Source organism: Agrobacterium sp. P15N1-A, assembly GCF_044626815.1.
Lineage (GTDB): Bacteria > Pseudomonadota > Alphaproteobacteria > Rhizobiales > Rhizobiaceae > Agrobacterium > Agrobacterium leguminum.
Map to the genome: position 1 here is coordinate 72738 of NZ_JBIUPF010000010.1, position 18626 is coordinate 91363.

General features: G+C 60.8%; 19 protein-coding genes and 1 pseudogene. 7 read left to right on the forward strand and 13 right to left on the reverse strand.

Features of this window, described 5'->3' with window-relative positions; all coding sequences use genetic code 11:
* Positions 1 to 78: 78 nt before the first annotated feature.
* A complete protein-coding gene (locus ACIK7D_RS25710; RefSeq protein WP_400157880.1) occupies positions 79 to 669 on the reverse strand; it encodes a dienelactone hydrolase family protein in 591 nt (196 codons plus the stop codon).
* 223 nt (positions 670 to 892) lie between these two features.
* On the opposite strand from ACIK7D_RS25710, the gene ACIK7D_RS25715 reads away from it, so the two are divergent.
* The 3 genes from ACIK7D_RS25715 to ACIK7D_RS25725 all read left to right on the forward strand — a co-directional run bounded on the left by ACIK7D_RS25715 (position 893) and on the right by ACIK7D_RS25725 (position 3990).
* Complete coding sequence (locus ACIK7D_RS25715; RefSeq protein ID WP_400157881.1) at positions 893 to 1792, forward strand: phosphotransferase; 900 nt, start codon at positions 893 to 895, stop codon at positions 1790 to 1792.
* Between the two features lie 80 nt (positions 1793 to 1872).
* On the forward strand, positions 1873 to 2886 hold the full coding sequence (locus ACIK7D_RS25720; RefSeq protein ID WP_400157882.1) for a serine hydrolase domain-containing protein: 1014 nt from the start codon (positions 1873 to 1875) through the stop codon (positions 2884 to 2886).
* Positions 2887 to 3129: 243 nt separating this feature from the next.
* Positions 3130 to 3990 carry a transglutaminase domain-containing protein gene (locus tag ACIK7D_RS25725; protein WP_400157883.1) on the forward strand — a complete coding sequence of 287 codons (861 nt, stop codon included), beginning with the start codon at positions 3130 to 3132 and terminating at the stop codon, positions 3988 to 3990.
* A 146-nt stretch (positions 3991 to 4136) separates the two neighbouring features.
* Here ACIK7D_RS25725 and ACIK7D_RS25730 read toward each other — a convergent pair whose 3' ends face one another.
* Entirely contained in the window at positions 4137 to 5291 is a 1155-nt protein-coding gene (locus ACIK7D_RS25730) for a tyrosine-type recombinase/integrase (RefSeq protein ID WP_400157884.1), read from the reverse strand.
* A gap of 124 nt (positions 5292 to 5415) precedes the next feature.
* Here ACIK7D_RS25730 and ACIK7D_RS25735 point away from each other — a divergent pair, with 124 nt between their 5' ends.
* From ACIK7D_RS25735 to ACIK7D_RS25745, 3 genes are all read left to right on the forward strand, one after another.
* Entirely contained in the window at positions 5416 to 6369 is a 954-nt protein-coding gene (locus ACIK7D_RS25735) for a DUF1403 family protein (protein WP_400157973.1), read from the forward strand.
* Positions 6366 to 7103, forward strand: a complete 738-nt coding sequence (locus ACIK7D_RS25740) for an SMC-Scp complex subunit ScpB (RefSeq protein WP_400157885.1) — start codon at positions 6366 to 6368, stop codon at positions 7101 to 7103. The genes ACIK7D_RS25735 and ACIK7D_RS25740 overlap by 4 nt, the downstream gene beginning before the upstream one ends.
* A gap of 167 nt (positions 7104 to 7270) precedes the next feature.
* Positions 7271 to 7822: a hypothetical protein gene (locus ACIK7D_RS25745; protein ID WP_400157886.1), complete on the forward strand. Its 552-nt coding sequence runs from the start codon at positions 7271 to 7273 to the stop codon at positions 7820 to 7822.
* On the opposite strand, the gene arsK is transcribed toward ACIK7D_RS25745, so the two are convergent.
* The 7 genes and pseudogenes from arsK to ACIK7D_RS25780 form a co-directional block, all read right to left on the reverse strand.
* The gene (arsK, locus tag ACIK7D_RS25750; RefSeq protein ID WP_400157887.1) at positions 7769 to 9004 is read right to left on the reverse strand and encodes an arsenite efflux MFS transporter ArsK; all 1236 of its coding nucleotides are present in this window, start codon (positions 9002 to 9004) and stop codon (positions 7769 to 7771) included. The two genes, ACIK7D_RS25745 and arsK, sit on opposite strands and share 54 nt — an antisense overlap.
* On the reverse strand, positions 9001 to 9708 hold the full coding sequence (gene arsH / locus ACIK7D_RS25755) for an arsenical resistance protein ArsH (protein WP_400157888.1): 708 nt from the start codon (positions 9706 to 9708) through the stop codon (positions 9001 to 9003). The genes arsK and arsH overlap by 4 nt, the downstream gene beginning before the upstream one ends.
* Positions 9701 to 10129 carry an arsenate reductase (glutaredoxin) gene (gene arsC, locus ACIK7D_RS25760; RefSeq protein WP_400157974.1) on the reverse strand — a complete coding sequence of 143 codons (429 nt, stop codon included), beginning with the start codon at positions 10127 to 10129 and terminating at the stop codon, positions 9701 to 9703. The genes arsH and arsC overlap by 8 nt, the downstream gene beginning before the upstream one ends.
* Positions 10126 to 11199, reverse strand: coding sequence for an ACR3 family arsenite efflux transporter (gene arsB / locus ACIK7D_RS25765; RefSeq protein WP_400157889.1), 1074 nt, complete (start codon positions 11197 to 11199; stop codon positions 10126 to 10128). Before arsB ends, arsC begins: the two co-directional genes overlap by 4 nt.
* A gap of 5 nt (positions 11200 to 11204) precedes the next feature.
* Positions 11205 to 11663, reverse strand: coding sequence for an arsenic resistance N-acetyltransferase ArsN2 (gene arsN2 / locus ACIK7D_RS25770; protein ID WP_400157975.1), 459 nt, complete (start codon positions 11661 to 11663; stop codon positions 11205 to 11207).
* Positions 11637 to 12146, reverse strand: a pseudogene (locus tag ACIK7D_RS25775) (arsenate reductase ArsC); the annotation flags it as partial. The pseudogene ACIK7D_RS25775 and the gene arsN2, both read right to left, overlap by 27 nt.
* Positions 12143 to 12499, reverse strand: coding sequence for an ArsR/SmtB family transcription factor (locus tag ACIK7D_RS25780; protein ID WP_400157890.1), 357 nt, complete (start codon positions 12497 to 12499; stop codon positions 12143 to 12145). The pseudogene ACIK7D_RS25775 and the gene ACIK7D_RS25780, both read right to left, overlap by 4 nt.
* A gap of 42 nt (positions 12500 to 12541) precedes the next feature.
* Between ACIK7D_RS25780 and ACIK7D_RS25785 the strand changes: the two genes are divergently transcribed.
* Entirely contained in the window at positions 12542 to 13063 is a 522-nt protein-coding gene (locus ACIK7D_RS25785; protein ID WP_400157891.1) for a DUF6428 family protein, read from the forward strand.
* Between the two features lie 20 nt (positions 13064 to 13083).
* Here the strand turns inward: ACIK7D_RS25785 and ACIK7D_RS25790 are convergent, their stop codons facing one another.
* The 4 genes from ACIK7D_RS25790 to ACIK7D_RS25805 are packed head-to-tail and all read right to left on the reverse strand — an operon-like array spanning position 13084 to position 18608.
* Positions 13084 to 13542, reverse strand: coding sequence for a DUF411 domain-containing protein (locus ACIK7D_RS25790; RefSeq protein ID WP_400157892.1), 459 nt, complete (start codon positions 13540 to 13542; stop codon positions 13084 to 13086).
* Between the two features lie 58 nt (positions 13543 to 13600).
* Entirely contained in the window at positions 13601 to 16774 is a 3174-nt protein-coding gene (locus ACIK7D_RS25795) for an efflux RND transporter permease subunit (RefSeq protein WP_400157893.1), read from the reverse strand.
* Complete coding sequence (locus tag ACIK7D_RS25800) at positions 16771 to 18207, reverse strand: efflux RND transporter periplasmic adaptor subunit (protein ID WP_400157894.1); 1437 nt, start codon at positions 18205 to 18207, stop codon at positions 16771 to 16773. Before ACIK7D_RS25800 ends, ACIK7D_RS25795 begins: the two co-directional genes overlap by 4 nt.
* The gene (locus ACIK7D_RS25805; protein ID WP_400157895.1) at positions 18204 to 18608 is read right to left on the reverse strand and encodes a FixH family protein; all 405 of its coding nucleotides are present in this window, start codon (positions 18606 to 18608) and stop codon (positions 18204 to 18206) included. Before ACIK7D_RS25805 ends, ACIK7D_RS25800 begins: the two co-directional genes overlap by 4 nt.
* Between the last annotated feature and the right edge of the window lie 18 nt (positions 18609 to 18626).

The following is an 18626-nucleotide window of genomic DNA, read 5'->3' on the forward strand; positions in this document are numbered from 1 at the left end:
AGACCTATTGCGACAAATGCCGGGTCAAAAACTCGGCCGCATTGTGATGAGCCGATTCGGCATTGCGGGTGCCCGATCTCAGGAAAAAGTCATGCGCACTGCCTTCGTAAACCTTAAGGACGGCAGGAGCTCCGAGCTTTTGCGCTTTCTCGTGTAATTCCCGGCCGATGGATAGGGGGAAGTTGTGTCGGCGCTGCCCCAAATCAGAAGGAGGGGCGGCAATGAGCGGATAGGCTTCGAGTAGCCGTTCGGGAAACCGCCGTCGACCAGCACCAAGGCGTCGATGTCGGATTGCCCGATCGAAGCGGCCGAAGCGATCTGCGCACCAAGAGAGATTCCAAGAACGCCGACCTTACCGCCATGACGAGGTTGACTGTCGAGATATAGGGCCACGCCTTGAACGGCGGAAATCCAGTCCTGTAATCGCTTGGCATAGTAGGTAATCCGCGCTTTTGCGCTGCCCGCAGTCGCGATGGCGTCGAGGTCGCCCGCCGACAGCACATGAACGAGATAGGCATTCAAGCCTGCCGCTTTGAACGTCTGGCCGATTTCACTGTAAACAGGCGCTCCGAAGCCTTTGCTTCCACTCAGTATCAGAACGGCCGGGCAGGTTGCGTTTGCGCAATTTCCGAAGCTCTCGATCGTTACCTCGCCGCCGGCAGTTGGCACCGTGAGTTGCTGCCTAGACGGTTGGGGGTTAGCAGCCGCGGTGCAGAAGAAAATGGTCAGGATCGCAATTATAATACGGGATATTCGCATAAAGTTTCTGTCTGCGCAGCTATGAGGTAGGAACCACCGCATATGGCGTGATTCGTGATTTTCGAGGCGAAGGCCGGATAACACGTCGAACAAAACTTGGGAATTTCGCGACTTTCGTTGTTATGGTCACGTCATGACTGACATCGACAAAGAATGGCTCTCTTCGCGGTACGGACGGCACTTTACCGATATTGATGTCGTCGTTGGTGGCGTGAACCGAACGTACCGCGTCCAGGCAGGAGCGGAGGTCTTCTATTTGCGGCTCTATCGGTCATTTGGGCGGTCCCTTGAACAAATCATAGCAGAAATAAGCCTGCTGACGCGCTTCCCTGAAAGTTCGTATGTAGGGGTGAGTCGGCCCGTTGCCGCCATTGACGGCGCTTACGTTATGAAACTCCACTGGAACGGAGAGCAGCGTCACGGTTGCCTTTTCCAAAGTGCCGAAGGTGAACCGATCGAACTGAACAATGCTACGCACATGGCGCGGTTCGGGGCCGCACTGGCGAGCTTGCATCTGGCGATGCCAGTCATCATAGCCGGTGAGGTCAGGGAACTTGACCCAATTGCGATCGTCCGCGAAGCATTATATGCGCTGAGGAGAGTGCCTCGGAGTGGGGAAGTCGTGGAGGTTATTGAAAACAAGTATCTTCCGGCCCTGCTTCGCCTCGATCTAACTGCCTTGCCCTCGGGCACTTGTCATGGCGATCCTTGGACAGGGAACGCCCGCTTTCACAAGGGCAAGGCGGTATTTTTCGATTTTGATGATTTCGGGCATGGTCCCTTCGTGCTCGACCTGAGCACCGCAGCATGGCACTTTTCGCATGAGGAAAGCGCGCAGAACGAAGCCTTGATGAGCGCGTTGATCAATGGATACGAGAGTGTGCGTCCGCTATCGGTGTATGAGTTGGAAACGCTTCCTCTGCTCATCAGACTGGACGAGGTTCGCTCCCTCCTGTTCCTGGCTCGCTACTGCACCTTGTCCGATGAAATGTGGACCAAAGCCTTAGAGGGGGCAAAATTGGTGTTCTCGTAGCCGCGCAATCGCTGATTTTTCAGAGTCAGCACACCGTATCGAGCAAATGTCGGGTTCTCTCGACAAGGAGTATGGGCAGCTTGAGACCAGAGAAGAAAAATCTCGACACTTACATTTCAGAGTTGATGAAGTCCGCCGGCGTGCCGGGCCTGTCGATTTTCATTGCCGAAGGCGGATCAGAGGACATTCGCGCCTTTGGGGTTCGCGATATAGCGACGGGTGCGCCAGTTGGCAGCGCCACCGTTTTCGAAGCCGCGTCCCTAAGCAAACCGGTCGTCGCACACGTTGCACTCCAACTCGCGGATGATGGCAAGCTTGATCTGGATGAGCCGCTATCCCGACTTGTTGGCCCACTGGTGCCTCACGATCCCGCCTCGGCAACCATCACAGCGCGGCATGTCCTCTCCCATACGACGGGACTGCCAAACTGGCGTCGCCACGATGTTCCTCTGCGAACCTATTTCCCTCCCGGCTCTCGGTTCAGCTATTCCGGTGAGGGATTAGTATATCTCCAGTCGGCCCTCGAACGCCTGGCTGGCGATACACTCGACGTCATCGTTCAAAGGCGTGTTTTCCAGCCGCTTGGGATGAGAAGCTCAAGTTTCGTCTGGCGAGACAGCTTCAATGACAATGTCGCCTTCGGCCACGATCGCGAGGGAAACATTGAGGACAAGTTCAAACCGGACCGGGCGAACGCGGCCTTCTCCCTCCACACGACAGCCGGAGACTATGGAAGGTTCGTCGTTGCAGCGATGGACGGGGCGTTGTTGTCGGAGAGGGCGGCTCATCTATGGATGGAGCCACAGCTTCCGACACCAAAGAGGCGTTTCGAAGCGTTGGAGAGCATCCCGCCGGATACGGAGACCGGAGTGTACTGGGGCTTAGGTTGGGGCTTGGAACCGGACGTGAAGACATTCTTCCACTGGGGCGCCAATCCAGGCATGACTGCTTTCGTGTTGGCAACGCCTGCAAAGCGTGCAGCCTTAGTAGCATTCATGAACGGTGACTTGGGATTGAATATCGTTCCCGGCATCGTCGAACACGTCATGCCAGGTCAGCACCCTGCGCTGTCGTGGCTCGGGCTATCGCGGTAGTCCTCCAGAAAAATCTGCAATATCGTGCTGACAGCCCCTGATTGTTTTGGTAAGCCCGGGCTGCCAATAGGAGGACATCCTTTCCAGGTTCGGATGGGAGCCGGCCGGTACCTCGCTGACCCGACAGCCATGATCCGAGTTCGATGCAGAGATTATGGGATCGTTGCGACAAGGTCCGCTTGACAATTTTTGAAAATTTGCCCTCCTTGTCGTGTCTCAATCCTCAACCGGAGAGAGACGACAATGCGCAAAACCTTCTATGCTTCCCAAAGCATCTATTCGGAACCCGGCCCGTATCGTGAAATCTTGATGCGCGGTACCAGCGAGCCGGAGTTCGTTGCCCGGTGGATTGGCTCATTCATGCAGCACCCTCGCGGGCCCGAATCCCAAAAATACGGCTTCGCATCTGAACAGGCTGCCGATCTAGAGCTTCGTTCCGTGGCCGAGATTCTGTCTGTCGCCGTCAAACGCAATTTGCTCGAAGGCGATGCCGCGTCGCCCAAGGTTGGCGGCCTATGCCGGGATTTTGCGATACTGGCTGTCAGTAGATTTCGCGAGCGCGGTACCCCGGCTCGGCTTCGCGTCGGATTTGCCGACTATCTGGTGCCTGGCCGTTGGGAGGATCATTGGCTTTGCGAATGGCATGATGGCGAATGTTGGAAGCGGCTCGATGTGGAGTTTGCGGCTATTGAGGGTACATCCTTCAATGCATTGGATGTGCCGGGTGAGCGGTTTCTAACGGCGAGTGAAGCCTGGTTTCGGATCAAAGACGAGCCGGAGATCGCTTCGCGATTTGGCGTGTCGAGCCTCGGTCTTGGCGGAGACTGGTTCGTCGCGGGAAGCCTGTTTCGAGAAGTCGCAGCCTTGCGCAAGCTGGAATTGAAACCGTGGGATTATTGGGGTCTATCAGAGAACCTTTCCCGCGTTTCAAGCGAATGGTCACAGCAGGCGCGGACAACGCTCGACCAGCTCGCGTCGCGCCTCAAGAGCGCCGATGTTGACGAGGAGGGCGAGCCAGAAACTATAGCGGACTGGCCTTTACCAAAGCAGGTTGTCAGCTTCCCGCAAGGCGAGCCTATGACTGTCGCGTTGCGTAGTTCCTGATCGCAGGGGAGGCAAAGGCACCATCGAGTCTGCGCGGACCAGTTGGCCAGCCCCCGGCGTACAGTTGACCGCGTGTGCGGGCCGGCGGATTGGAGAAAGCCTTAAGCGCGAGGGTCTTCGCCGACGTCAGGCAGGGGAGGGGCAGCTCAAAGGCCCGACGCTTTTGTGAGATTGACGCGAAAGCGGTCGCGTCGGCGCTGGTATTTACGGGTCATTTCGGCGCTGGCATGGCCAAGCTGCTTTTGAACATAACGCTCATCGACTTCGGCGGAGGAGGCAAGGCCGGCACGCAGCGAGTGGCCTGAGAACTTTTCCGCCCGCTCTGTCTCGGTAAGGTCGGGCCGCACGCCGGCAGCCGAGGCCGCCTTCTTGACGAGGCGTGCCACTTCCTGATCGAGCAGGCGGTCGGGGCCGACGTCCTTGCCTTGACCGGTGACCCGCCGGAAGAGAGGGCCGTGCGCAATCCTTGCAAGGTTCAGCCAGGTCTGCAGCGCAACGACAGGGCAGGTGGCGTCGGAGGAACCGCGTCCAATTTCCACTTCGCGCCAGCCCCGTTTTCCGCGGACCGTGACCACCATGCCCTTGTCGAGAATCTCGATCCAGCCGCGGCTATCTTTCGTCTGGTCACGACCGACATCAAGCCCGACAATTTCGGAACGCCGCAGCCCGCCGGCAAAACCGGTCAGCAGCATCGCCCGGTCACGCAGGCCGCGCAAGGTGCCGCGGGGCAGCGTCTCCAGCATGGCGATCAGGTGTTCGGGCAGGACGGCTTCCTTCTGCCGCGGCGGGGCGGCGTGGGTGTTGCGGATGCCGGCCAGTACCGTGGCGATGTGACGGTCCTTGCGGTCGAGTGGTGTGCCGCGCTGCGCATAGTTCCAGGTAATGGCAGACAGCCGTCGTTCGATCGTCGTGACCGAATTCGGCTTACGTCCGGTGATTGCCGCGCCGGAGGCGCAGGCGGTGATATAGAGGCCGACAGTGTGCGGGGCGGGCGGCAGGATCTCCAGTCCTTGCCGGCGGCACCAGCCGGAAAAATGCTTCCAGTCGGAGGCATAGGCTTTGCGCGTGTTCGCCGAGCTGGCCGCTTCGACATAGTCGCGGGCCTGATCGGCAAGTTGCTCCAAGTGAGCTGGCAAGGCGGTACGCGCGTCCGGAAGCGGGGAGGGGACCCCGGCGTTGGGCTTCGATATTTCAGCCGACACCTGCGGCTCTAAAAGATCGTCGTCGGCCGCCGTCCTGGGAGGCGGAGCAGAGCTCACTTCGACGGGATCTTTGCTGCTTTGCTCGATGATTTGCGTCATTTCTCTATAATGACAGAAATGAACGATAATGGAAGTTTATCGTTCGTTTTATCTTGCCGACGAGCTGTGCGGTTTATCGGATTATTGCTGGTCAAAACCGCGCACACAATTTATCCTCTTCCGCATGGATTCGCTCGCGCCTGCCACGCAAACCTTCTCGCCCTGGTCGACCCGCCTGCCGGCTTGGGCGCGGCCGCGCAGCGGCGACATCAGCGAATCCGACGCCGCCTTTGCCGCCGGTATTGCCCTGAAATCCCTGGATGATCTGATCCGTTCCGACCCGCCGTGGCTGGGCTGCTGGCGCGATCGCCTTGCCCTCAAATCCGCCGCTGTCGCTGCGCGGATGCTCGGTCGCAGCGAGGACGAACATGCGTTGCGTGACGCCATCCTGCTCACGACAACAGGGGATGATCCCGGGCCGGCCGGCAAGCTGTTTACGGCTACACGAATGCTGGCGCGTCGATCCGGAACAGTCACCACACCCTTCGTTAGGGAATTTGCCGAGCTGCTGGGGATGAGGTGGGACGACAGCCTTGCCTCGACCGCCGAAATGATCGATACGGCGATCCAGTCCGGGCGCGCGGCACCCCTCGCGGTCGCCGAGCTTATATCGGCGATTACGACCCTTCGCCCGGACGCCGAGGTGATGGCGCTTGGCCTGGCCGAGTTCGTGCTGGCGCAAAAGCTGAATTGGCCGAAACCCGTCCCACTGCTGCTGCGCGAACGGTATGGCCCGGCCTTCCGCACGATCGGCGGGAGAGGCCGTGTTCAGCCGGGTGAGCCGGCTTATCCAAAAGCGATCTGCCTGGCGCTGTTTGACGGCGTTGAGACGGCACTGCGGTCCGCCGTCGAGATCGATCGCCGTGCCGCGCGGCTACTGGCGGTCGCGCCAAAGGTCCGCACCAAAGGCGCCGACCCGGTGATCCGTAAACTGCTGACCGAGGATGCGGTCGCAGCCTCGGCGCCCGGCAGCGATTTGTCGCGCTGGGCGGCCAACCGACTGTTTGATCGTCTCGAAAGTTTTGAGGCGGTGCGCGAACTGTCCGGCCGATCATCCTTCCGGATTTTTGGGTTATGACGATGGCGGGAGCGAGCGCAGCCAAAACCCGCCGGAAAGCGTCCGCCGCAGACGAACGTCTGTTTGATCGGGAACTCGATGATTTGCCGCGGGAGATGCGCTGGCGGGAATGGATGCTGCGGGTCGAGGCGGTGATTTTTGCCTCGGCTGAACCGGTCTCCCGCGAGACACTGGCGCGGGTGGTGGGAAAAGATTGCAGCATCGATCTGCTGATTGATGATCTCATCGAGGAATTGCGGGATCGGCCCTACGAACTGGTGTCGGTGGCCGGCGGCTGGCAGCATCGGACCCGGCCGCGGTTCGCCGAGACGATCCGCGCTTCTGCGGCGCCAACAAGGGGAGGGGCGGCGGCACTGTCCGAGTTCGAGGCGATGGTGCTGATGGCGGTGGGATATTTCCAACCAATTACCCGCGGAGAGCTGTCGAAAATCTTTGGCAAGGAAGTGAGCCGAGATGTCATCGGCAACTTGCGTGGTGCGGGTTTCATCGGCTCGGGACCACGTAGCCCGACGCCGGGTGCGCCCTATACCTACGTGACCACGCAGCATTTCTTGTCGGCATTCGGCATGGAGACGCTGCGCGATCTGCCTGATGTCGAAGCCCTTGAGGATGCCGGGCTGCTCAGCAGAAACATTGCGCCTGACGATGACATGCCGGTTGCGGCCGATGACGGTCTCGGCGAGGACAAGGATGAGAGTGACAGTTACGTGGACGCGGTCCCTTCCGATCGATGACGTTCGGCAGGCGCATTGCAGCGGTTTGAACATGGGCCATCTTCAACCCACGATCCCTCGCTGCGACCGCAAATAGCTGGTTATTTCCGTCCAGGAGCCTTTCTTCGCTTCCTGCTTCCGGTCATCTTCATATCGGTTGGGATTCGAGGAGCACAGCAGGGGCGCCCATGGAGAAGTACCATATCAAGCTCACGGAAGAAGAAACCGAGCTGCTGTCGAAGATCGACCTGCGTTCGCATCATAGCAACCATGAGGAGGGGCACGCGGCCTATCTCGGCAACAGAGAGCCGATCCTTGCTCTCCTGACGTCGCTCAGCGCCCGGCGCGCCGTGCCCGAGGTTCGGCTGAGCTACTGGAATGATCCCAATTACCGATCAGGTCGTATCAAGGGCTCTCGCAAAGGGCTGTTCGAGCGCAACGGCTGCACCGGCGCCGATATCTATACCCATCCCCATTTTCTGGTCCACCTCAGATATTTTCTGTTCGGTTCGGAGCTACCCGACGACGTCATCAAGGCATTCGAGGCGAAGGTCGGCAATCCCGAATGGGTCAGCTCCAGCGACATCGTCCCGATCGGCAACGCCGCACGCGACCTAACGCGCAGATACGGCCTTGATATTGCCGACGCGCCCGAAGAGTTTTTCAAGCTGTGCCTGGATATGGGGTTAGGTCTCAGTACGGCCGAGAGCGTGATGCGATCGGTCAAGCAGGTGCGCTAGGCGGCCAATTGCGATGAAGGCGACGACAGCAATGGCGCCGACGATCGCGGCGACCGTCAGCGACCAGAGCACCCCGATATTTTCCATCATGAACGCCAGCACGAATGGCGCAGTCGACGAGATGACCAAGCGGATCGCCAACACCTGTCCCTGCCGTTTGCCGTAGCCTTCACTGCCGAAGAGCGCAAGCGGCAGAGTTCCCTGCACGATGCTGCTGAGGCCCGAGCCGAGACCGAAGACCACCGCGAACGCCAGTGCGCCAGATACCGACGGGGCCGTGATGATAAGAATGACCAGCGCCGCCGGGAGCAGCACGGCGGAGATGAGCGCCAGCGTCAACTGCGACAGTCCGCCCCCGAAGATCATGTTGGTAAAGCGGCTCAAAACCTGCGACGGACCAAAGAGCGTGCCGACGATCACCGCCATTGCGCCAAGCCCAAGGCCCGACAGGACGGGGACCATGTGGACGAGAAGCGCCGCGTTAACGAAGCTCTCCAGCGCAAAGCCGGTGACCATCAGGGCGAAGGCGGCTGTCCTGATCGACGGCGGAAGACTGGGTTCGACATGCTTTGCACGTTGTCCCGCGGCCTGCTTTCGGCTCTTGGCGACGCTGAGCGCCAGCCAGACGTGGATCGGCAGGCAGACCGCTAGATTGAGCGCCGCAAAGACCAGGTAGACTCCCTGCCAAGACATATTCGCGTGTATCGCCGTGGTGATCGGCCAGAATATGGTCGAGGCAAAGCCGGCGATCAGCGTCAGATAGGTGATGCTGCGCTGAGCGACTGTCGGCCTGATCTGCACCAGCAGTGCGAAGGCAGCGCCATACTGCACCAGATTGGATGCCGTCTCGATGGCGATCAACGTGGCGACAAAGGCAATTTTGCCGGATGACAGGGCACAGGCTGCAAGTGCCGCGGCGGCGATCGCCGAGCCGGCCGTCATCACGCGGCCGGCGCCGAAGCGGTCGATCCACTTTCCCATGGTCGGCGCTGCGAGACCGCCGATCAGGAGCGCCGCCGACAGCGCGCCAAAAATCCATTCCGACGACCAGTTCAAATCCTGCGCCATACTCGGCGCCAGGATGCTGAAGCTATAGTAGAGCGACCCGTAGCCGATGATCTGTGTCAGACCGAGGGCGAGGATGGCGGCGACGGGCGGTCGTTCGGCAATGGTCGCAGTCATATGGATTTGAGGCTCACGCGCTGTTCGAGTTTTTCAGCCTCTTCCTTCCGCTCGCTGTAGCGGTCGGTGAGGTAGCTGGATGCATCGCGGGTGAGCCAGGTGAACTTCACCAGTTCCTCGCAGACATCAACGACACGGTCGTAATAGGAGGAGGGCTTCATCCGTCCGTCGGCGTCGAACTCCTGGAAGGCCTTCGCCACCGACGACTGGTTTGGAATGGTGATCATCCGCATCCAGCGGCCGAGAACGCGCAGCTGATTTATGGCGTTGAACGACTGCGAGCCACCCGACACCTGCATGACGGCAAGCGTCTTGCCCTGCGTCGGCCGAACCGATCCCACCGATAGCGGAATCCAGTCGATCTGCGCCTTCATGATGCTGGTCATCGCGCCGTGGCGCTCGGGGCTAACCCAAACCTGGCCTTCTGACCATTGCGACAGTTCCCGCAACTCTTGAACCTTGGGATGGCTCACCGGTTCGGCATCTGGTAGCGGCAGGCCGGTGGGATCAAAGACCCGCACTTCGCAGCCGAAATGCTCCAGCAGGCGGCCGGCTTCGTGGGCCAGCAAGCGGCTGTAGGAAACGGCCCGCAGGGATCCGTAAAGGATCAGGATGCGGGGCTTATGGGTAGAAAACGGCGGCCGCAGCGCCGCCGGATCGATCTGGCGCAAATGCTCCTGCGAAGCGGCTGGCAGATCAGACAACGCGCTTGCCCTCCGCGTCGAGCACCTTCTCGCCGTCTTCCTTGGTGAAGACACCCTTATGCGTCTCCGGCAGGATATCGAGCACGACTTCGGAAGGTCGGGCAAGGCGGGTGCCGAGCGGCGTGATGACGAACGGGCGATTGATCAGGATTGGATCTTTCAGCATTGCATCGAGCAGTTGCTCGTCCGTCAGATCGGGGTTGTCGAGGCCGAGCTCCGCATAGGGCGTGCCCTTTTCACGGATCGCCTGGCGCACGGTCAGGCCGGCGTCGGTGATCATCGTCATAAGACGATCGCGTGAGGGCGGGTTGCTCAGGTACTCGATCACCGTGGGTTCAATGCCGGCGTTCCGGATCATCGCCAGCGTGTTGCGCGACGTGCCGCAATCCGGATTGTGATAGATGATGGCGTCCATGGTCAGACCTTTTCAATGGCTTCGGATTTGGAATGGGAAGTTGCTCGCACGGCCGCGCCGCGCTCGTACCAGCCCTTGCTGCGATTGACGATCCAGACGACCGACAACATCACCGGCACCTCGATGAGGACGCCAACGACGGTCGCAAGGGCGGCGCCCGAGTTGAAGCCGAACAGGCTGATTGCTGCCGCGACCGCCAGTTCGAAGAAGTTCGAGGCGCCGACCAAGGCCGAAGGACCGGCGACACAATGTTGCTCGCCCGATATCCGGTTGAGCAGATAGGCCAGACCAGCGTTGAAGTAGACCTGAATCAGGATGGGCACCGCTAGCAAGGCGATGATGGTTGGCTGGGCGATGATCTGCTCGCCCTGGAATCCGAACAGCAGCACCAGCGTAGCGAGGAGCGCCACCAGGGAGAGCGGCTGCAAGGTCTTCAGCAAGCGGTCGAGGGATGCCGATGATCCGGAAGCGAGCAGGCTACGGCGCAGGATCTGGGCGGCAATCACCGGCAGGATAATGTAGAGCACGACCGAGAATACCAGGGTCGCCCATGGCACGGTGATGGCGGAAAGACCAAGCAGCAGGCCGACGATCGGCGCGAATGCCACCACCATGATCGCGTCATTCAGCGCGACCTGCGAAAGCGTGAAGAGGGGCTCGCCCCTGGTCAGGTTCGACCAGACGAACACCATCGCCGTACAGGGTGCCGCGGCAAGGATGATCAACCCGGCGATATAGGAATCGATCTGCACCTCCGGCAGCATCGGCCGGAACAGATAACCGATGAACAGCCAGCCGAGCACGGCCATCGAGAAGGGTTTGACTGCCCAGTTGATGAAGAGCGTCACACCGATACCGCGCCAATGCCGGCCGACCTGGCTCAGAGCCGCAAAGTCGATCTTGACCAGCATCGGGATAATCATCAGCCAGATCAGCACGGCGACGGGGATGTTGACCTTGGCGACTTCAGCCGCGCCGATCACCTGGAAGACATCCGGCATCAGGTGGCCGAGGGCGATGCCGGCAAGGATGCACAAAAACACCCACACCGTGAGATAGCGTTCAAATGTGGACATCGTTGTTATCCCTGCAATGGCTTGGCGAGCAGCGCTGCTGACGCGGGACAAAGGCTGGTCGCCTGGCGGGTCTGAAGGATCGCCGCCGGGGCCGCCGCACGGTCGATCGGCTTGAAGCCAAGGGTTTCAAAGAAGGGAGCAGCGGTCGTCGTCAGCAGATAGCCGGTACGTGCACCGTCAGCATAAGCGCGTCGCAGCAGGAGGTCGGTAGCCCGACGACCAAGCCCTTTGTGACGGTTGGCAGGCGTGATCACCACCGATCGCAGCAGCGCGTTGTCGCCATGCAGCTCATATCCACCGTAGCCCACCGTATCGACGCCACGGGCAATCCTGAAGAATGTCCGGCCGTCCTCGTCGAGATCATGCGTCGGAAGATCAGCCGCCACGAGTGCGCTGCGGAGCTCGTCTTCATGGCCCGTGATCGGAAGGAGCGCCAGCGACGTGGCGCCTTCGGTCGCTCCGATCTGACGCAGTTGAGTTTCGAGTGCCAGCTTGTCGATCGAGGCGATCGGCAAGTTGATGAAGAGGGTAATGCGGTTCTTTAGGTAGCGCGCCGCCTGGGCGAAGGCTCGGCCCTTCTCGATATCGGAGCCCTCTACCGCAGCCGGATCCTCGACACCCCAATGGGCGGTCATCGGATGGCCAAGCCAGACCGGGCAGGCTTCGCCGGCCGCGTTGTCACAGACGGTAAAGATGAAGTCCATCTGCGGAGCGCCGGCCTCGGCGAAGACGTCCCAGCTTTTCGAGCTGAACCCGGTCGCAGGATAGCCAAGCGCGTCCAACGTTTTCAGCGCCCAGGGATGGACCTGTCCCTTCGGGTGGCTGCCGGCCGAGAAGGCGCGAAAGCGGCCTTTTCCCTCGGCATTGAGGATGGATTCCGCCAGGATCGAGCGTGCGGAATTGCCCGTGCAGAGAAAGAGCACATTATAAACGCGGTCGGCAGTCATTGCAGGTTCTCCTTGGCCGTTGGAGCGCAGCAGGCGGCGACCTCGGCGGCCGGCGCGCAGATTTCGGGATGTCCTGAGCAGCAGTCCTCCATCAGGAAGCGCACCAGTCCGCCCAGAGCTTCATAGTTCGCGGTGTAGATGATCGAGCGGGATTGTCGTTGTGCGGCGACCAGCCCGGAATGCTCGAGTTCCTTCAGATGAAAGGAGATGTTCGATGGCGAGACTTCGACTTTCTCGGCCAACGCACCGGCCGCCATACCGTCGGGACCGGCGACCACGAGCATGCGGATGATGTGTAGTCGCGTTTCCTGCGACAATGCGCCGAATGCGATGAGGGCTTGACGTTGATCCATATTTCAACAATCCTTGAATGATTGAAACGAGGATTACCGCAAATGAACGCGATCGACAACAGCAAAATGCAGAAGGACGATATTACCCTCGGCGAACTGATGGGCGTGCTCGCAGCCGCCAAAGATTCTCCCCTGGTTTTCTATTATGGCGGGGAGCCTGTGAAGCCCGGCTACCATGTCACCGAAGTCAAGGCCGGGCAGTTCTCGGCGCTGGACTGCGGCGCCAATCCGGAAGCCTGGAGCGAGATCTTCATCCAGCTCTGGGACATCGAAGAAGGCGACCGCACTCATATGGCGGCGGGCAAGTTCCATGCGATCATCCGGAAGGTGACGGAACATGTTAAGCTCGATGACGCCGCCAAGCTGACCTTCGAAGTCAGCGATGGCGTCCAGCCGATGCAACTGTATTGCGCTTCGATGCCGACGCTTCGCGCCGGCGCCGTCCATGTCGAACTTTCGCCGCGGCCTGCGAGCTGCAAGCCGCGTGATCGTTGGCTGGCGGAGCAGGCCACCGCCACGACGACATGTTGCGGTCCCCGCGCTGGCTCAGCATGCTGCGCTTGAGCTTTGTCTGAAGCCAGACACTAGGTCTTCTTCGGGCGAACCGACTGATAGATATACGGCGTTCCGGCACCCTTCGGGATTGCGAACACGTCATAAGATGCCTGCGGATCGTCGCCCATACCGAGCGATCCGGACGGCATTCCGGGCACCGCCAACCCGTCGATATCAGGCTTGTCGCGGAGCATCCGTTGCAGCGCGTCGAGCGGGACGTGTCCTTCCAGATATTTTCCGTCGACGACACCGGTATGGCAGCCCTGCATGGCGTGGGGCACTTTGTATTTCGCTTTGATCGCCGACAGATCGGTGACGTCCTCGACAGTGACCGAGAAGCCGGCCTTCTCCAACGCATCCGCCCAGGCATGGCAGCAGCCACAGTTCGGGTCCTTATAGACGGTGACTCCAACGGCCGCCTTTGCCGTCCCGCCGATCATGACGGCGGCGGATGCGACTGCAGCACTTAGAAAAGCTCGCCTGTTCATCTGTTTTTCCCTTTCTGCCAAAATGGAGGAGGGGCCTTTTGCAGGCCCTGTCCTTAGTTTATTCGGCGGCCTGCAGTTGCCGCGATTGATCGTCGCTCTCTGCAGCAACACTTTCAGACACGGCCGGCAGTCGCCAACCCTTGACCAACCCGTAGACTGCCGGAATAACGATCAGAGTCAGCAGCGTCGACGACACCATGCCGCCGATCATCGGCACGGCGATGCGCTGCATGATCTCCGAGCCCGTGCCCGTCCGCCAGAGGATCGGAACGAGACCCGCCATGATGGCGACGACCGTCATCATCTTCGGCCGGACGCGCTCCACCGCACCGACCATGATCGCCCTGTTGAGGTCCAGTCTCGAGAAGGCACGGGCTTCCTTCTCGCAGGTCTCCCGCTGCTCCTTCATCGCGTGGTCGAGGTAGATCAGCATGATCACCCCGGTCTCCGCCGCGACGCCCGCCAGGGCGATGAAGCCAACGGCGACCGCGACCGAGGCGTTGAAGCCCATCCACCACATCAGCCAGATGCCGCCGACCAGCGCAAATGGCAGGGACAGCATGACGATGACAGTCTCGGTCAGCGCCTTGAAGTTCAGATAGAGCAGCAGGAAGATCAGCGCCAGCGTCAGCGGAACGACGACGGCAAGCCGCGCCTCGGCCCGTTCGAGATATTCGAATTGGCCGCTCCAGGCGACGGAATAGCCTGGCGGCATCTGGACGCTCTTTGCCACCGCCTGTTGGGCTTCGGCGACGTAGCCGCCGAGATCTCGGTTGGCGATGTCGACATAGATGTAGACGGCGAGCTGGCCGTTCTCCGTGCGGATGGTCGTCGCCCCGCGGGTCAGCTTGACATCCGCCACCTCGCCGAGCGGAACGGTTCCGCCGCCCGGCAAAGATATCTGCACATCCCTCGCGATAGATTGCGGATCGCTTCGCGACGCCCGTGGATATCTCACGGCCACGCCATAGCGTTCCCGGCCTTCGACTGTCTGTGTTACGACCTCGGAACCCAGCGCCATGCCGACGACATCCTGAACATCGTTGATGGTCAGGCCGTATCGCCCAAGCGCTCCACGATTGGGAACGATGTCGAGATAATAGCCGCCGATCACACGCTCAGCATAGGCGCTCGATGTGCCGGGGATCGTCTTCAGCACGGTCTCGATCTGGCGGGCGATCTTCTCCATCTCGCCGAGATCGGTGCCATAGACCTTGACCCCGACGGGAGTGCGGATCCCGGTTGACAGCATGTCGATGCGCGCGCGGATCGGCATGGTCCAGGCGTTGGAGACGCCAGGAAACTGTAGCGCTGCATCCATCTCCTGCTTCAGGCTGTCGGTGGTGACCCCCGGTCGCCACTCGGACTTCGGCTTCAGGGTGATAATCGTCTCGAACATCTCGGTCGGAGCCGGGTCGGTCGCGGTCAGCGCCCGGCCGGCCTTGCCGAAGACGCTTTGTACCTCCGGGAAGGACTTGATGATCCGGTCCTGCGTCTGCATCAGCTCGGCCGCCTTGGTGACAGAGATGCCGGGCAAAGTCGTCGGCATATACATCAGCGTGCCCTCATCGAGATTGGGCATGAACTCGCTGCCGATATGCTGGACGGGCCAGACGCTAACCCCGAGGACGACGAGGGCCGCCAGGATGGTCAGCGTCTTTACCCGCAGCACGCCCGAGATGACGGGACGATAGATCCAGATGAGGAACCGGTTCAGCGGGTTCTTGTGCTCGGGGACGATGTAGCCGCGAACGAAGAGGATCATCAGCGCCGGCACCAGCGTCACCGACAGCAGCGCGGCGGCCGCCATCGAGAAGGTCTTGGTGAAGGCGAGCGGGCCGAACAGCCGTCCTTCCTGCGATTCCAGCGTGAAGATCGGCAGGAACGACACGGTGATGATCAGCAAGCTGAAGAACAGCGCCGGGCCGACTTCGCTCGCCGCCTCCACCAAGATTTCGATCCTTGGCTTGTCCGGCGGCGCCCGTTCCAGATGCTTGTGTGCGTTCTCGATCATGACGATCGCCGCGTCGATCATAGCGCCGATGGCAATCGCAATACCGCCGAGGCTCATGATGTTTGCGCCAATGCCCAACAGCTTCATGGCGATGAAGGCCATCAGGATACCGACGGGCAGCATGATAATCGCCACGAGTGCACTGCGGACATGCAGCAGAAAGGCGATCGTCACTAGGGCGACGACGATGGATTCCTCGACCAGCGTGCCCTTCAGGGTCTCGATCGCTGCCTCGATCAGCGTCGAGCGATCGTAAACGGGGACGATCTCGGTACCTGCCGGAAGACTGCTCTTTATCGAATCGAGGCTCTTCTTGGCGTTGTCGATCACGGTGAGGGCATTGGCTCCGAACCGCTGCAGCACGATGCCGCTCGCGACCTCGCCTTCGCCGTTCAGTTCGGTGATGCCGCGTCGCTCGTCGGGAACAAGTTCGACCCTGGCGACGTCGCTCAGCTTAAGTGGCACGCCGTTCTGGCTCTTCAGGACGATGCTCTCGATGTCCGGAATGCCCCTGAGATAGCCGCGCCCGCGCACCATGAACTCGAACTCCGACAGTTCGACGGTGCGGCCACCGACGTCGGTGTTGCTGGCGCGCACGGCATTGGCCACGTCGTTGAGTGTGACGCCCTGTGCCTTCAGCCGGGCCGGATCGACGACAACAGAATACTGCTTGACGAAGCCGCCGACGCTCGCAACTTCGGACACGCCTTCTGACTTAGAGACGGCAAAGCGGATCACCCAGTCCTGCAGCGAGCGCAGTTCGGCGAGCGACAATTGCTTGGCAACAACCGCATATTGATAGACCCAGCCCACGCCCGTCGCGTCAGGGCCGAGTGTCGGCGTGATGCCTTGTGGCAGACGGCTTTGCGCGGCGTTCAGATATTCAAGCACGCGGCTTCGCGCCCAATAGGGATCGGTGCCATCGTCGAAGATCACATAGACGAAGGAGACTCCGAAGAAAGAGAAGCCGCGAACAACCTTCGACTTCGGTACCGTCAACATCGACGTCGTCAGCGGATAGGTGACTTGGTCCTCGACCACTTGGGGGGCTTGGCCGGGATATTCGGTGTAGACGATGACCTGGATGTCGGAGAGATCGGGGATGGCATCGAGCGGCAGAGACCGCAGAGCATAGACACCGCCCGCGACGGCAAGTGCCGCCCCGACGAAGATCAGGATCAGATTGTGGGCGGACCAGGAGATGATGCGGGAGATCATGGCTTGGCCTCCTCGGTCATGGCGCTGAGCGCGGAATTGAGATTGCTTTCCGCATCAAGCAGGAAGTTGGCAGCAACCACCACCTTGTCACCGGCTGCCACGCCCTTGGCGATCTCCGTCTGGTCCTCGCCACGCACGCCCAGCTTGACGTCTTTCGGTTCGAATTTTCCATCGCCCTTGTCGATGAAGACCACCTGGCGGTCACCGGTATCGATGACGGCGCTGTTCGGTACAGCGACGACGGGCTTGGGCGCGCCCGCTTCGATCTCGATCTCGGTATACATATTCGACAGCAATTCGCCGTCCGGGTTGGGAAGCTCGATACGGACCTTCGTCGTCCGCGTCTGCATGTCGACCTGCGGATAGATCAGATCGACCACCCCTTTGAACGTTTTGCCCGGAAGACTGCGCACGGTCACATTGACCTCTGCCCCATTCCGGACGGAGGCGAGATCGTATTCCGGTACGTCGGCCAGCACCCATACCTTGGAGATATCTGCAATGCGGAACAGCACGTCTCCGGGCTTCGCCATCATGCCTGTTGTCGCCATGCGTTCGAGGACGATACCGTCCCGCGGGGCGACATAGGTGATGCTAGTCGGCACCTGACGGGTGTTCGCAATGGTGTCGATGACCTCCTGCGGGACGCCGAGGTTCTTCAGCCGCAGCGCCGAACCGGCGTCCCCGCTGCTACGCATATCGCCCCTGCCGGCGGCATATTCGGACGCGGCGGTCGCGATCTCTCTCGAATAGAAGCGGAAGAGCTTCTCGCCTTTGCGGATGTGGCCTCCCGTCGTGACGCCGGCGACATCGTCGACGAAGGAATCCGTCCGCATCGAGATGATGCTGACGAGCCGCTCGTCCAGGGTGACGGTTCCCGGCACCCTTATTTTGCGACTGATGCTGACCTTCTCGGCGGTCGCGGTCTTCACACCTGTGCGCTGCAGCTTGCCGAGCGAGACCTTCACCGTCGAGGCGTCACCCTGGTCGCCGTCGAACACAGGAATGTAGTCCATGCCCATCGAGTCCTTCTTCGGCACCTTGGACGTGTCGGGCAGGCCCATCGGGTTTCGATAGTAGAGGACCTTGCGCTCCGCCGGCTTCGCGCCGGTTTCGGCTGCCTCCGCCGTTTTGCTTGGTTTCGCGGCGATGTCGCTGAAGCTGACGTCCTCGCTTTCCCTCACGGCGAGGAAAGGCCGGCCATCGTCGGTATTCTTCGGCGATGCGGAGAACTGGGGCAGTCCGTCGGGATTGCGGTAGTAGATGACCGCGCCGGACGGCGCGCTCATCGGAACGTCGGGCGTGGCAAGAGCCGGCTTGCCGACATCAAGCCCGAGCCGCTCGCCAAGATCGTTCGTGCCAGCCCAATAGCCTCCCCCGCCGAGCAATACGGCGAGGGAGAGCGTGGCTGCCACACGCGATGGCGTGTTCAAGGGGCTGCCTTCAGGACGAGTTCACCCTGTACGGTGTCAGGCTCGCCCTGGACCTTGGCGGCTAGCTTGAAGCGCCAGCCGCCCGCCATGGTGAAGTTGGTCTTGAAGGCATAGACGCCGGGCTCCGTCGAAGAGGCAGCCTCGACCGGAGTGGTCATCATCTCCATGCCCTCGGGAGCCATGTCCATGCGGGTGGTGAAGATGACGGCATCGGGAACCGGCTTGCCGGTGCGTTTGTCAACCAGGCGGACGGACACGAGCGATCCCTGGCCTTGTTTCACATCGGTCGAGACGGGCTGGAATTCGTAGTCCTGCGAGGCTGCAAGGGTTACGGTGGCAGAGCCGATGATCAGCACGCCGGCGAGGAGCATCGCTCCCGCAGAAAAGGTAGTCTTGTTCATGATGTTCGATCTCGTCGG

Coding starts and splice junctions, on each gene's coding strand:
- ACIK7D_RS25715 (WP_400157881.1), top strand. CDS start 893: ATGACTGACATCGACAAAGAATGGCTCTCTTCGCGGTACGGACGGCAC.
- ACIK7D_RS25725 (WP_400157883.1), top strand. CDS start 3,130: ATGCGCAAAACCTTCTATGCTTCCCAAAGCATCTATTCGGAACCCGGC.
- ACIK7D_RS25730 (WP_400157884.1), bottom strand. CDS start 5,291: ATGACGCAAATCATCGAGCAAAGCAGCAAAGATCCCGTCGAAGTGAGC.
- ACIK7D_RS25735 (WP_400157973.1), top strand. CDS start 5,416: ATGGATTCGCTCGCGCCTGCCACGCAAACCTTCTCGCCCTGGTCGACC.
- ACIK7D_RS25740 (WP_400157885.1), top strand. CDS start 6,366: ATGACGATGGCGGGAGCGAGCGCAGCCAAAACCCGCCGGAAAGCGTCC.
- ACIK7D_RS25745 (WP_400157886.1), top strand. CDS start 7,271: ATGGAGAAGTACCATATCAAGCTCACGGAAGAAGAAACCGAGCTGCTG.
- arsK (WP_400157887.1), bottom strand. CDS start 9,004: ATGACTGCGACCATTGCCGAACGACCGCCCGTCGCCGCCATCCTCGCC.
- arsB (WP_400157889.1), bottom strand. CDS start 11,199: ATGTCCACATTTGAACGCTATCTCACGGTGTGGGTGTTTTTGTGCATC.
- ACIK7D_RS25780 (WP_400157890.1), bottom strand. CDS start 12,499: ATGGATCAACGTCAAGCCCTCATCGCATTCGGCGCATTGTCGCAGGAA.
- ACIK7D_RS25785 (WP_400157891.1), top strand. CDS start 12,542: ATGAACGCGATCGACAACAGCAAAATGCAGAAGGACGATATTACCCTC.
- ACIK7D_RS25790 (WP_400157892.1), bottom strand. CDS start 13,542: ATGAACAGGCGAGCTTTTCTAAGTGCTGCAGTCGCATCCGCCGCCGTC.
- ACIK7D_RS25795 (WP_400157893.1), bottom strand. CDS start 16,774: ATGATCTCCCGCATCATCTCCTGGTCCGCCCACAATCTGATCCTGATC.
- ACIK7D_RS25805 (WP_400157895.1), bottom strand. CDS start 18,608: ATGAACAAGACTACCTTTTCTGCGGGAGCGATGCTCCTCGCCGGCGTG.